Source organism: Flavobacterium pallidum (genome assembly GCF_003097535.1).
Lineage (GTDB): Bacteria > Bacteroidota > Bacteroidia > Flavobacteriales > Flavobacteriaceae > Flavobacterium > Flavobacterium pallidum.
This window is the reverse complement of record NZ_CP029187.1, coordinates 2,383,681-2,396,557: the sequence shown is the minus strand read 5'-3', so window position 1 is coordinate 2,396,557 and position 12,877 is coordinate 2,383,681. Positions and strand designations below refer to the sequence as shown.

The following is a 12,877-nucleotide window of genomic DNA, read 5'->3' as shown; positions in this document are numbered from 1 at the left end:
ACCGACATGATTTCTTACAATACCAAAGAATGGTTCACCTTTATCTTCCGTTTTCATAAAGCCGATACTTTCCGGAAATTACTACCCATTATGCTTGCGATTGGGGCATATGCTGCATTGCTGGGCTATCTTGAGGTCGAATATTTCCATCTTTCCGAAAAAAATTACATCCGCAAAATCACCATTATGCATGGTATGCTGGGGTTCGTAATTTCGCTTTTACTGGTATTCCGCACCAATACCGCTTATGACCGCTGGTGGGAAGGCCGTAAGATGTGGGGTGCTTTGGTAAACAACAGCAGGAACCTTGCGCTTAAGGTTGCAGCCATATCCAACGATGAACATGATAAAAGTTATTTCAGGAAAATGATTCCGACGTATGCCGCGGTGTTGCAGAAACACCTCACGAACGAAGAAATCAGTCAGGAATTGTTTGACAATATCCCGGAAATGGAGCACCATAAACACAAACCAAACCAGGTCGCTTCTTTGCTTTTCAGAAAAGCGAACGAAATGTATGCTGAGAGGAAAATATCGGGTGAACAACTCATCATCATCAACGCGGAGTTGCAGTCATTCACAGATATATGCGGTGCCTGCGAAAGGATTAAAAACACGCCCATCCCCTACTCTTACAGCGCTTTCATCAAAAAATTTATTTTCTTTTATGTGATGTCGCTGCCTTTCGGCTATTCATTCGATCTCGGGTTTTATGTTGCTCCGGTCGTGGTTTTCATATTTTATGTATTGGCAAGCCTCGAATTGATCGCGGAAGAAATCGAAGATCCATTCGGAACCGATGAAAATGACCTGCCGATGAAGAAAATTTCAGAAAACATTAAAAAACACGTAGAGGAGCTACTTTAATTCATATCCTTTAATCTCATTTTTCAACAGCGAAAACACCACCGAATCTTCCCATTTGCCATCAATAAGGTAATGTTCGCGCAATACGCCTTCTGTTGTAAAGCCTGAATTCTCAAGCAGTTTTATAGAAGCGATATTATAAGTTGCAGTGAGTGCCTCGATCCGGTGCAATTGCATTTCATCGAAACCATATTGAATGACATAATTGAGCGCTTCGGTCATTATGCCTTGCTTTTTATAAGCATCATCGTAAAGTCCGTAACCCACTTCAGCACGCGCATGGTCCATATACCAGGTATGAAAACCGCACCAACCGATGATTTTGCCTTCGTTTTTCTCCAGGATATTAAAGTAGCGGAAAGATTTGTTGTGTGTCGATAAACCCTTGCTGAATTTTTCTTTTTCGACTGCCAGTTTTTCTTCGGAATCCAATCCCAGGAACACCATCAATTCGGGATCAGTGAAATGCTGGTAAATATATTGGAACACTTCCGGGGTCAGCAACCGCAATTGCAGTCTTGGCGTATCGATGGTATCAAATGTCATTCTTAATTAAATTTCAGGTTAATTTCCCAGGACGCTTACTTCCAGAGGATTATTCAATTTCAGTATTTGCTGCTGCACCAGGATATCCCAGCCTTCGACATTTTTGACCTGGCCGCTTTTGAGCCATGAAAAGCCTGTATAATAGGTGAGTTGATCGCGTGGTTTGGTTACTACAAACAAATGATTTCTATCGTGTTCGGCATCAGTGTATGTCACCATATCGGCGATGATTTTGGGTTCCATGATAATCGCCTCGCCCAGATAAGAATCATCGATAGGTTCCCAATATCGTGCCCAGCCCACTTCCTTTTCAAGCCTTGCTTTGCCTTTATTGTCATGCAGGCTGATGCCGACGGAATAATCCGGAGCTTTGGTATTGGCCGTAAAATAAACTTCAAATTTTGAAAAATTCGAACCCATATCGAGCGAAATGATTTTGGTTTCTTCCACCCAAAACCGGCTCCATCTCTTATATTTCACTTCGAATGTGACACGCAATGGCCCGTTTTCCCATATCTTATAACTGCTGAAACCGTCCGGAATATGAAGGCTGTCTTTTACAAAAAGTCCGCTTCCCCCCACACCACGCCCGTCGCCCAGGTCGTAACCATCATAACCTTCACCATGGTCCTCGTGGTAATATCCCGGCTGCTTTTTACTTTTCGCATACCAATTCTCAATAATCGAATATTCTACCTTTTTTAACCAGAGATCCACACCACTTGAAAAAGCTGCCGCATTGGAGCTTTTTTTTCCGCTTTTTCCATAAATGCAAAACGCCACTTTGTCATTTTCCCAGGCCAGGCCTTCACCGCGTTCGGGAGAAAATTGCGCATAAGCCGCGCGTTGCGACTGGGATTTCCTTTTCAGGCTGTCGGGAACGATATAGTAATTCACTGTGGCATTCGCGGGAACATTCGCCTGGAACAATACCGCGTCATATTTTCCGTCCTGGTCATAATCAGTCCATTGCACCGGAAGATATGCCTCAGTGCCTTCCATCTTGATGCGGAAATTCCGCTTATCGTGGGCTTTTAACCAAAATTCCAATTGCTCGCGAGAGATGGCCGTAACATCGTTCCGGTCAAAGCCAAGTGGATTTTTGACGACGACTTTCAGCGGTTGCGCATGGATTTTAAATCCCAATAAAATAAGAAGGAGTAAGTATTTTGGCACGGATTCAATAACATCTGTTTAGGCAAAGCTATGAAATCCTCGGTAAAACTGTTCACTGTTACTGCCAAATGCCAACATTTTTATGGCGCCTCCCGTTATTGCTTCCTGCGTTGCAATAATGGGACCGCGCGCTCCGCTGTAGTCCTCGTCTCGTTGAAAAAACGAGACTCCGGGCTGCCGCTGCGATCGCTGGCGCAGCATCCCTTCCAAATCATGATTTTCGTTACCTTTGAAATAAAAACATCATGCAAATTGTCTTCGCGTCCGCAAATAAAAATAAAATCGCTGAAATCCGCAACATGCTTCCTAAAAGCATTATATTATTAGGTCTTGAAGACATCGGTTGTTTTGAAGAAATCCCGGAAACGGCTGATACCATTGAAGGCAATGCGATCCTCAAAGCCGATTATATTACCGGAAAATACGGCTACGATTGCTTCGCCGACGATTCGGGGTTGGAAGTCGATGCCCTTCATGGCGCTCCGGGTGTATATTCCGCGCGGTATGCCGGCGAACAAAAAAATGCTGTCGACAATATGCACAAATTACTTGAAGCTTTGTCGGAGGAAGAAGACCGCAATGCCCATTTCAAAACCGTACTCGCGCTGAATTTAAACGGTGAAAAACACTTGTTTACAGGCATCCTGAATGGCAAGATTACCGATGGGATGCGCGGTGATAACGGCTTCGGTTATGATCCTGTCTTCCAGCCGGAAGGATATGACCGCAACCTTGCGGAATTTTCAATGGAGGAAAAAGCAGCTATAAGCCATCGGGGTATTGCGGTAAAACAACTTATTAATTTTTTAAATCCTCAATAAAGAATATCATGAAGATAAACGCATACTTGATTATTTTTTTACTCTGCCCTGTATTGTCTTTTTCTCAATGGGCACTACAAGATCCTCTGCCACAGGACAGCAGACTCAGGGATGTCTTTTTCAGCGATGCCATGACAGGTTATTGTGTGGGCGATAACGGCACCATCATCAAAACCACTAATGCGGGAAGCAGCTGGATCGTTTTACAAAGCGGCACAACGCAAACTCTCAATACAGTTTTTTTTATTGATGGAGATACGGGATATATTGGAAGTAACGGCTTTATATTAAAAACAACAGATGGTGGTAATACATGGACCACTTTTACATTCGGGGCAACTTTAGGCACGAATATTTTGTCATTATTTTTCACAGATACCAACACAGGATATGCTGGCGGATCATATGGAAAATTATACAAAACCACAGATGGTGGACAAAACTGGAACCTGCTCCCAAAGTTTCCCTTGCCTGTACTTTTTACTGTTTGCCATGATATATATTTCAAAGATGCCAATACCGGATTTATCGCTGGCGCATCAGATCCTGCTGAAGCGGGTAAAAAGATTATCCTCATGACCACAGACGGAGGTCTTAACTGGACAATAAGTTACCTTAACAATAGTTATGTTGACAGTTTCAACTCGATGAGCTTTCCCGATGCTAATACAGGTTATGCAGTGGGAAGGTCATGGGGTATTAATGATATTAACCTGATAAAGACCACTGATGGCGGTGTTTCCTGGTTTCAATTGCCACGTATCCCGGGTTATCTGAAATCCATTTTTTTTACCGATGCATTGAATGGCTATGCCGCAGGAAGTGAAACTTTTGGCGAATATGATGGGAAAATTATGGAAACTACTGATGGTGGACTCACATGGACAACCACGAACTTTTCACCACAACTGTATGGACTGTTTTTTACTGATACTCATGGTTATGCCGTAGGAGATGATGGAACAATCCTGAATACTGCTATTGACGGACTTGCTGTTGATACTTTCCAAAACCATCAAATATCATTGTTCCCTAATCCCGCCCACGACTATGTATCACTTAAATCGGAAAACCCGGAGCAGGCTACAGTAAGGGTTTTTGATGCCATGGGGAGAGAAATTCCTGTAGGGAAAAGTTGGAGCAACGACACTTTGACACTTGATTTACAGTTACTCAACCAAGGATTTTATATAGTTGAAGTTATCAATGAAAAAAGAATCTCAACAGCAAAACTCATTGTGCAATAATTTACAATTTACGTTCTTAACCATAAGCTTTTGAATTGAAAGTCCTTTAGCAAAGACGATTTTCAGTCAATTAAAAAAATCAATTTTTACATTCACTTCAATAAAACAATATATCTCGCTGATTTTCAATAATTAATAAATCAACAATAAACTACCGACCATTAGTTATTGCGGAATATTAGCACTACTTTTGCAAAATATTTTAAAATACCTTATGAATAAATTTGAACAATTAGGATTGAAAGAGTCGCTGAACCGTGCGATTATCGATCTGGGATTTGAGAATCCGACCGAAGTGCAGGAAAAAGCGATTCCAATGCTATTGGAACAAGACACCGATTTAGTTGCGTTAGCCCAGACAGGGACAGGGAAAACCGCAGCTTTTGGCTTTCCGCTGATCCATAAGATCGACGCTGACAACAGAAATACACAGGCGTTAATCTTATCACCTACCCGCGAACTTTGTTTGCAGATCACAAACGAGATCAAGAATTACTCGAAGTACGAAAAAGGAATCAATGTCGTGGCCATCTACGGCGGTGCAAGTATTACCGAACAGGCACGCGAAATCAAGCGCGGCGCGCAGATTATCGTGGCGACTCCGGGAAGGATGCAGGACATGATCAACCGCGGGTTGGTCAATATCACACAAATTGACTATTGCGTGCTCGATGAGGCAGATGAGATGCTGAACATGGGCTTTTATGAAGACATCGTTTCCATCTTATCCGACACTCCTGAGGAAAAAAGCACCTGGCTTTTCTCTGCGACCATGCCTGCCGAAGTGGCGCGCATCGCAAAGAAATTCATGGAGAATCCAATTGAAATCACTGTGGGAACGAAGAACTCTGGTTCTGCAACAGTTTCGCATGAATTTTACCTTGTAAATGCACGTGACCGTTATGAAGCTTTAAAACGCCTTGCCGATGCGAACCCGGACATCTTTTCAGTGGTATTCTGCCGTACGAAAAGGGACACGCAGCAGGTTGCCGAAAAACTGATTGAAGATGGTTACAACGCTGCGGCTTTGCACGGCGATTTGTCACAGGCACAGCGTGATTCTGTAATGAAATCATTCCGGGGAAGGCAAATCCAGATGCTTGTAGCTACAGATGTTGCAGCACGAGGAATCGACGTTGATAATGTAACCCACGTGGTAAACTACCAGCTTCCGGACGAAATTGAAACCTACAACCACCGTTCGGGAAGGACTGGGCGTGCCGGTAAACTGGGGACTTCTATTGTGATTGTTACCAAAAGTGAATTGCGCAAGATTTCTACCATCGAAAAAATCATCAAGCAGAAATTTGAAGAAAAGACAATACCTTCCGGAATTGAAATCTGCGAAATCCAGCTTTTACACCTTGCCAATAAAATAAAGGATACTGAAGTTGATCACGAAATCGACAATTATCTTCCGGCCATTAATAATGTATTGGAAGGGCTTACCAAAGAAGAGCTGATCAAGAAAATGGTGTCGGTAGAATTCAACCGATTCATCAATTATTATAAAAAGACACGCGACCTTTCAGCACAATCTGCAGGGAAACGCGAAGAGCGTGAGCCACGTGAAAGCAATGGCGGCGCGGTCCGTTATTTCGTAAACATCGGTTCAAGGGATGATTTCGACTGGATGCAATTGAAGGATTTCCTTAAAGAAACCCTTGATCTTGGACGCGACGATGTATACAAGGTAGATGTAAAAGAAGGATTCTCCTTCTTCAACACCGATCCTGAACATACCGACAAAGTGATGGAAATCCTGAACAATGTTACCCTTGGCGGGCGACGCATCAATGTGGAAATTTCTAAAAACGACGGCGGCGGACGCAGGGACCACAACGGAAGAAGTGGTGGATTCGGCGGAGACCGCGGCGGAAGGAGCTTTGGCGGAGACCGTGGTGGCAGAAGTTTCGGTGGCGACCGTAGCGGAAAAAGCTTCGGTGGCGGATTTAAAAGCGACAAGCCTTCCAGGTTTTCATCTGACAAAGGCGGAAGCAATGAAAGTAAATTCAGCCGTTCTGAAACCCCGAGACGTGAAGGAAAATTCACTTCGGAAAGGGCACCAAGGCGTTCAGAAAGCTTCAGCGACCAGTCAAGGCCGAAGCGTCCGCGCAAGGACTAAGGCATTTTGTTAATTTTGCCATAATTTATATGTTGACTGCAAAATATCTTAAGAGTTTTATTACTTTTAAACCGCTTAAAACGGGTATGAGATATTTTGCAGTTTTCTTTTTTATACTTTTCTCCACTGTCATTTCCGCACAGGAAAAACAGGAGGAACAGCTTGTCAGTGGTACCATCCTGAATGACAATACACTGGTCCCGATGCCGAATGTGAATATCATCAATATCAATAAGGTAAAAGGCACGATTTCAGATGACAAAGGGAATTTTAAGATTACCGTCACGGCCAATGATACGATCCATATCTCCTTTCTCGGATTCAAGTCGATTAAAGTCCGTGTAACCAACGACTGGATCAAGAACAAAACCACCACCATTCATCTGACTGAGAAAGCATATGCTTTAGAAGAAGTCGTCGTTCGCCCTTACAATCTTACGGGTTACCTTGAAATCGACGCAAAACTCATTCCTATAAAAGAAAATTACCGCTACAGTATTTCCGGGCTTCCGGCGGGTTATGAAGCTGGCGATGCGTATTCCCCGAATGCTTTCGGGCGTGTGCTTGGATCGATTTTCAACCCTGCTGACATGCTTTATAATTTCTTTGGAAAAAAACCTACGGAACTCCGCAGGTTAAAGGAAATGAAGAAAGATGATGCCGTACGCAACGCCTTGGAAGAACGATTCGACCGGGAGATGATTGCCGTATTGCTTGGTGTCAGCAAAGAAGAAATCGGGGAAATCATGGCACGCTGCAATTACTCAGAGCAATTCATCAAGACCGCCAACGACTTGCAGATCATGGATGCGATCAGTGCGTGTTACGAGGAGTATAAGATCTTGAAGAAAAAATAGTATTGATAATTCTCCGTCTCAATCCTCAACTCTCAAATCTCTCTTCAAAATACCGTGCTTCAATCCGTTTAATGTCCTTTATGGAATTCCGCGACCAATCAATTCTTTTTTCCAATAATTCTTCTTCCGAAAGCTGCCAGTTGACATCCGATTTCCGGAGCCTTTCCGTGATATTCTGAATGATAATTGCTGCCGAAACAGAAATATTCAGGCTTTCCGTAAAGCCTACCATCGGGATTTTCAGGAACCCGTCTGCCTGGCTTAATACTTCTTCAGACAAACCGTTGATTTCCGTACCAAAAAAAAGCGCGCTTTTGGGTGTGATATCAAAATCATCCATCAGGCAATCCTCTTCATGCGGCGTAGTGGCAATGATTTTATAACCCTGCGATTTTATCCTGGCAATACATTCCGACATACTTTCATAACGGCTGATATCAACCCACTTTTGAGCACCCATCGCAATCTGTTTGTCAACCTGTTTGCCATATCGTTCTTCGATCACATGCAAATTCTGGATCCCGAAAACTTCGCAGCTTCGCATGACAGCGCTGGTATTGTGCAACTGGAAAACATCCTCAATGGCAATCGTAAAATGATTGGTACGGTTTGCCAGCACTTTGAGGAATTTTTCCTTGCGGTTGTCGGTCAGGAAACCTTCGAGGTAATTCAGGTAATCGATGTCGGCCATAAATGTTTTTTGCCAAAAATAATAAAAACCGTAGTTTTATAAGGATTTCATACTTTAGATTTGATATGCAAAAGAAAAAACTTGTTGTACTGAGCGGTGCCGGAATCAGTGCCGAAAGCGGGATCAAAACATTCCGCGACAGCAATGGATTGTGGGAAGGCCATGATGTCATGGAAGTTGCCACGCCCGAAGGTTTCAGGAATAACCCGGAGCTGGTACTTGATTTTTACAACCAGCGCAGGCGGCAATTGCATGAAGTCGAACCCAATAACGGCCATGTCATTTTAGCGGAACTCGAAAATCATTTTGACGTACACATCATCACGCAAAATGTCGATAATTTGCATGAACGTGCCGGAAGTTCAAAGATATTGCATTTGCATGGCGAATTGTTTAAAGTGCGTAGTACCAGAAACCAAAATCATATTTTACACTGGGAACACGATTTGGTTTTAGGCGACCTGGATGGTACCGGACACCAGCTGCGCCCACATATCGTCTGGTTCGGCGAAGCAGTTCCTGCGTTGGAAGAAGCCGCGCAGATTGCTATGGAAGCGGATATTTTTATCGTTATCGGAACCTCATTGCAGGTATATCCTGCGGCGGGCCTGATCGATTTTACGCAGCAACATGTTCCGCTATATTATATCGACCCGAATCCGGCGCACATTCCGAATCTGAGAAATCCTTTGGAAATTATTGCGCTTGGAGGTTCAGAAGGGATGGCGGTTTTTAAATCGAAGATGATCCGTTAATTTTCGTACGTGCCCCTAGCCCCGATCGCAGCGGCATCCTTTTTCTTTTTCCTTAAAAAAGAAAAAGATATAGCGGAGAGCGGGATATAGCTCCTGAAAATTACCAAAAAAATAACATTTATTGATTTCGATTCCTTTCGCGTTTAAAACGTAAGGGTTATATTTGCTTTTAACGCAAAAACAACACAAAAAATGCAAGACCTGACCGCGCTGAACGCCATTTCACCGATTGATGGAAGATACCGCAGCAAGACCATTTCACTGTCAAAATATTTCTCGGAAGAGGCTTTGATCCGTTACCGCGTATTGGTAGAAATCGAATATTTTATTGCCCTTTGCGAGATTCCGTTGCCGCAACTGAGCGGCATTGACCAGAACCTGGCTGAAAAACTCAGGCTTATTTACAAGGATTTTTCCACCGCAGATGCGCTTTGGATCAAGGAGACTGAAAAGACGACAAATCACGACGTGAAAGCCGTGGAATATTTCATCAAGGAAAAATTTGACGGATTGGGCCTGGCGAAATACAAGGAATTTATTCATTTCGGGCTGACATCGCAGGACATTAATAATACCGCAATTCCGCTTTCTACAAAAGAAGCTTTTCAGGATGTGTATTTAAAGCTGTTGATTGAACTCATCAATAAATTAAAGGAATTAAGCATTGAATGGAAAGACATTGCAATGCTGGCACGCACGCACGGGCAGCCGGCTTCCCCTACCCGACTCGGAAAGGAAATCGGGGTTTTTGTAGAAAGGCTTGAGGAGCAGTTGCGCTTGTTGTTCAATATTCCGTTTGCGGCGAAATTTGGCGGTGCAACAGGAAACTTCAACGCGCATCACGTGGCTTATCCGGAAATTGACTGGAAGCATTTCGGGAATCATTTTGTCGAAGGTGCGCTGGGTTTACAGCATTCGTTCCCGACGACGCAGATTGAGCATTACGATCATTTTGCCGCATTTTTTGATGCTTTGAAAAGGATCAATACGATTTTGATTGACCTGGACCGTGATGTATGGACCTATGTTTCAATAGATTATTTTAAGCAGAAAATCAAGGCCGGGGAAATCGGTTCGTCAGCGATGCCACATAAAGTGAACCCGATTGATTTTGAAAATTCAGAAGGGAATTTAGGCATTGCCAATGCTATTTTCGAGCATTTATCGGCGAAATTACCGATTTCAAGATTGCAGCGCGATTTGACCGACAGTACGGTGTTGCGAAACATAGGCGTACCGATGGGGCATACATTGATCGGATTTGAAGCGACGCTGAAAGGCCTGAATAAATTATTGCTGAATGCTGATAAATTCGCAGAAGACCTCGAAAAAAACTGGGCAGTCGTTGCTGAAGCGATCCAGACGATCTTACGTCGTGAAGGGTACCCGAATCCATATGAAGCCTTGAAAGGGCTAACACGCACCAATACTACCATCGATAAAAAAGCGATCCACGACTTTATCGCAACCCTGGATGTCAGTGATGCCATTAAGCAGGAATTGCTGAATATCAGTCCTTCAAACTACCTCGGCATCTGACCCGGGGATTTAAAAAATTACCTTTATGAGTGCCACCGCAGAAACCTCAAACCATCTCTACCCGCTTATCAGCGATCTGGGTTTGATATTGATGACTGCAGGCGTTGCGGTAATACTGTTTAAGAAAATCAAGCAACCGCTGGTTTTGGGTTACCTGATTGCGGGATTTTTGGCAGGGAACCATTTTGATTTCTTTCCATCTGTTAAAGACCTTAAAAGCGTTGAAGTCTGGGCACAGATTGGCGTGATTTTCCTGTTGTTCAGCCTCGGTCTGGAATTCAGCTTTAAAAAGTTGATGAAAGTCGGCGGAACAGCATCGGTTACAGCAACGGTACAAATCGTTTCGATGCTTTTCATGGGTTACGGCGCAGGGAAATTCCTGGGCTGGGAAACGATGGATTGCATTTTCCTGGGCGTCATCCTGTCCATTTCATCGACAACCATTATCCTGAAAACCTTTGATGAATTGGGGGTCAAGGCACAAAAATTCGCCGGAAACGTCGTTGGCGCATTAATCGTGCAGGATATTATTGCCATCCTGATGATGGTTTTGCTGTCGACAATTGCGGTAAGTCAGCAGTTTTCGGGAACGGAACTGGTCAAATCAGTAGCCAAACTATTGTTCTTCCTAACCATCTGGTTTGTATCAGGCATCTTTTTCATTCCTACATTATTAAAGAAAGCCAAAAGCCTGCTCAGCGATGAAATGCTGCTGATTGTTTCGATTGCTTTGTGCTTAATGATGGTCATTCTGGCCGATGGTGTTGGATTTTCACCGGCTTTAGGCGCTTTTATCATGGGTTCTGTTATTGCAGAAACTACTCAGGCTGAACATATCGAGCATTTGGTAAAGCCTGTAAAAGACCTTTTCGGTGCCGTATTTTTTGTATCGGTCGGCATGTTGATCAATCCCGATACGCTGATGCAATATGCAGGGCCGGTGATGATCCTGACATTGGTAACGATCATCGGGCAATCCTTAAGTTCTACCGCCGGTTCACTGCTTTCCGGACAGCCTTTAAAGCAGTCGGTGCAGACGGGTATGAGTTTGTCACAAATCGGGGAATTCTCGTTCATCATCGCCACTTTAGGGATGACACTGAATGTCACCAGTGATTTTCTTTACCCGATAGTTGTTGCCGTTTCGGCGGTAACGACATTTACAACACCTTTTATGGTAAGGGCTGCACCTGCATTTGCAGAATTGCTTTCAAAAAAATTACCGAGGAAATGGACTAAGAAAATCGAGCGTTACAGTGCCAGTGCACAATCCATAAGATCGGTCAGCAACTGGCAGGTTGTGTTGCGGGCGTATATGGTGCAGGTAATCATACATTCCGTAATCATTGTAGCCGGGATCCTACTTTCTGCCAGGTTCGTGCTGCCGCTTGCCAAAGATTCCCAATTGGGGCATGCGCTGGTGGCTTTGGGTACCCTTATAGTATTGGCTCCGTTTTTATGGGCTTTGGCATTGCGCCGCGTGAAAGTCAACGAGGTGTTGATACTGATGCAGGAACGCAAATACCGTGGCCCGATCATTATGATGATTTTATTGCGCTTTGTATTGACAATGGTTTACATTGGTTTTATGCTTAATAATTTCTTCTCGCCTGAAGTGGCGCTGATTGCTTTCGTATCGGCTGTCGCATTATATATTATTTTCCCAAAGAGACTCAATGCACAATACCACCGCATTGAGAATCATTTCATGAAAAACCTGAATGCGCGCGAAATCATCAAAGCAAAGTTTACGCGCAGTGATTTAACGCCGTGGGAAGGGCATATGGCCATTTTTGAGATTGCAAAAGAATCAAACATCGTTGGGAAAACTTTGGAAGAGTTACAGCTACGAGAGGAAATCGGGATCAATATTGCATTTATAAAGCGGGGTGACATTACGATCAATATTCCGGGGCGGGCAGAAAGGCTCTTCCCCGCTGATGAAATCTGTATTATCGGGACCGACCAGCAGGTGCAGCATTTCAGGAAATATCTGGCCGAAAATGAAGTGGCACCCCCGGAAAAAACGGTAGAACCTGATATTGTATTGCGCCAGATTGAAGTCCATCATGAGGAATTCATCGGAAAAAGTATCCGCGAATCGCAATTGCGTGAAAAGACAAACGGACTTATCGTCGGGTTTGAGCGAAAAGGCAAACGTACCTTTAATCCGGAATCGCAATTGGTGCTCCAGAAAGACGACATCCTTTGGATTGTGGGTGACCGGAAGCGGATTGCCAAACTTTAGCGAAA

11 protein-coding genes are annotated in these 12,877 nt (G+C 43.8%); 8 read left to right on the top strand and 3 right to left on the bottom strand.

The annotated features are described in order from the left end of the window. Positions 1–6: 6 nt before the first annotated feature. Positions 7–867: a bestrophin family protein gene (locus HYN49_RS09840; protein ID WP_108903953.1), complete on the top strand. Its 861-nt coding sequence runs from the start codon at positions 7–9 to the stop codon at positions 865–867. On the opposite strand, the gene HYN49_RS09835 is transcribed toward HYN49_RS09840, so the two are convergent. Together HYN49_RS09835 and HYN49_RS09830 are read right to left on the bottom strand one after the other, a co-directional pair. Next, complete coding sequence (locus HYN49_RS09835; protein ID WP_108903952.1) at positions 859–1,413, bottom strand: GNAT family N-acetyltransferase; 555 nt, start codon at positions 1,411–1,413, stop codon at positions 859–861. The genes HYN49_RS09840 and HYN49_RS09835 overlap by 9 nt on opposite strands. Before the next feature lie 18 nt (positions 1,414–1,431). Next, a complete protein-coding gene (locus HYN49_RS09830) occupies positions 1,432–2,589 on the bottom strand; it encodes a DUF4861 family protein (RefSeq protein ID WP_181368942.1) in 1,158 nt (385 codons plus the stop codon). 245 nt (positions 2,590–2,834) lie between these two features. Here HYN49_RS09830 and HYN49_RS09820 point away from each other — a divergent pair, with 245 nt between their 5' ends. From HYN49_RS09820 to HYN49_RS09805, 4 genes are all read left to right on the top strand, one after another. Next, on the top strand, positions 2,835–3,410 hold the full coding sequence (locus HYN49_RS09820; protein WP_108903949.1) for a non-canonical purine NTP diphosphatase: 576 nt from the start codon (positions 2,835–2,837) through the stop codon (positions 3,408–3,410). An 8-nt stretch (positions 3,411–3,418) separates the two neighbouring features. Continuing rightward, positions 3,419–4,657 carry a YCF48-related protein gene (locus HYN49_RS09815; RefSeq protein ID WP_108903948.1) on the top strand — a complete coding sequence of 413 codons (1,239 nt, stop codon included), beginning with the start codon at positions 3,419–3,421 and terminating at the stop codon, positions 4,655–4,657. Positions 4,658–4,871: 214 nt separating this feature from the next. After that, positions 4,872–6,782, top strand: coding sequence for a DEAD/DEAH box helicase (locus HYN49_RS09810; RefSeq protein WP_108903947.1), 1,911 nt, complete (start codon positions 4,872–4,874; stop codon positions 6,780–6,782). 86 nt (positions 6,783–6,868) lie between these two features. Continuing rightward, entirely contained in the window at positions 6,869–7,639 is a 771-nt protein-coding gene (locus HYN49_RS09805; RefSeq protein WP_108905025.1) for a carboxypeptidase-like regulatory domain-containing protein, read from the top strand. 25 nt (positions 7,640–7,664) lie between these two features. Here HYN49_RS09805 and HYN49_RS09800 read toward each other — a convergent pair whose 3' ends face one another. Beyond that, complete coding sequence (locus HYN49_RS09800) at positions 7,665–8,330, bottom strand: TrmH family RNA methyltransferase (RefSeq protein WP_108903946.1); 666 nt, start codon at positions 8,328–8,330, stop codon at positions 7,665–7,667. Between the two features lie 65 nt (positions 8,331–8,395). On the opposite strand from HYN49_RS09800, the gene HYN49_RS09795 reads away from it, so the two are divergent. The 3 genes from HYN49_RS09795 (at position 8,396) to HYN49_RS09785 (ending at position 12,872) form a co-directional block, all read left to right on the top strand. Next, positions 8,396–9,085 (top strand): SIR2 family NAD-dependent protein deacylase, encoded by a 690-nt coding sequence (locus tag HYN49_RS09795; RefSeq protein ID WP_108903945.1) that lies wholly within the window; start codon positions 8,396–8,398, stop codon positions 9,083–9,085. Between the two features lie 192 nt (positions 9,086–9,277). Then, a complete protein-coding gene (gene purB / locus HYN49_RS09790; RefSeq protein ID WP_108903944.1) occupies positions 9,278–10,624 on the top strand; it encodes an adenylosuccinate lyase in 1,347 nt (448 codons plus the stop codon). A 25-nt stretch (positions 10,625–10,649) separates the two neighbouring features. After that, the gene (locus HYN49_RS09785; protein WP_181368941.1) at positions 10,650–12,872 is read left to right on the top strand and encodes a cation:proton antiporter domain-containing protein; all 2,223 of its coding nucleotides are present in this window, start codon (positions 10,650–10,652) and stop codon (positions 12,870–12,872) included. Positions 12,873–12,877: the final 5 nt, after the last annotated feature.

Bases quoted from the DNA above. Each gene is read 5' to 3' on its own strand.
- HYN49_RS09800 (WP_108903946.1), bottom strand. From the start codon at position 8,330: ATGGCCGACATCGATTACCTGAATTACCTCGAAGGTTTCCTGACCGAC.
- HYN49_RS09785 (WP_181368941.1), top strand. From the start codon at position 10,650: ATGAGTGCCACCGCAGAAACCTCAAACCATCTCTACCCGCTTATCAGC.
- HYN49_RS09835 (WP_108903952.1), bottom strand. From the start codon at position 1,413: ATGACATTTGATACCATCGATACGCCAAGACTGCAATTGCGGTTGCTG.
- HYN49_RS09840 (WP_108903953.1), top strand. From the start codon at position 7: ATGATTTCTTACAATACCAAAGAATGGTTCACCTTTATCTTCCGTTTT.
- HYN49_RS09795 (WP_108903945.1), top strand. From the start codon at position 8,396: ATGCAAAAGAAAAAACTTGTTGTACTGAGCGGTGCCGGAATCAGTGCC.
- HYN49_RS09810 (WP_108903947.1), top strand. From the start codon at position 4,872: ATGAATAAATTTGAACAATTAGGATTGAAAGAGTCGCTGAACCGTGCG.
- HYN49_RS09815 (WP_108903948.1), top strand. From the start codon at position 3,419: ATGAAGATAAACGCATACTTGATTATTTTTTTACTCTGCCCTGTATTG.
- HYN49_RS09820 (WP_108903949.1), top strand. From the start codon at position 2,835: ATGCAAATTGTCTTCGCGTCCGCAAATAAAAATAAAATCGCTGAAATC.
- HYN49_RS09805 (WP_108905025.1), top strand. From the start codon at position 6,869: ATGAGATATTTTGCAGTTTTCTTTTTTATACTTTTCTCCACTGTCATT.
- purB (WP_108903944.1), top strand. From the start codon at position 9,278: ATGCAAGACCTGACCGCGCTGAACGCCATTTCACCGATTGATGGAAGA.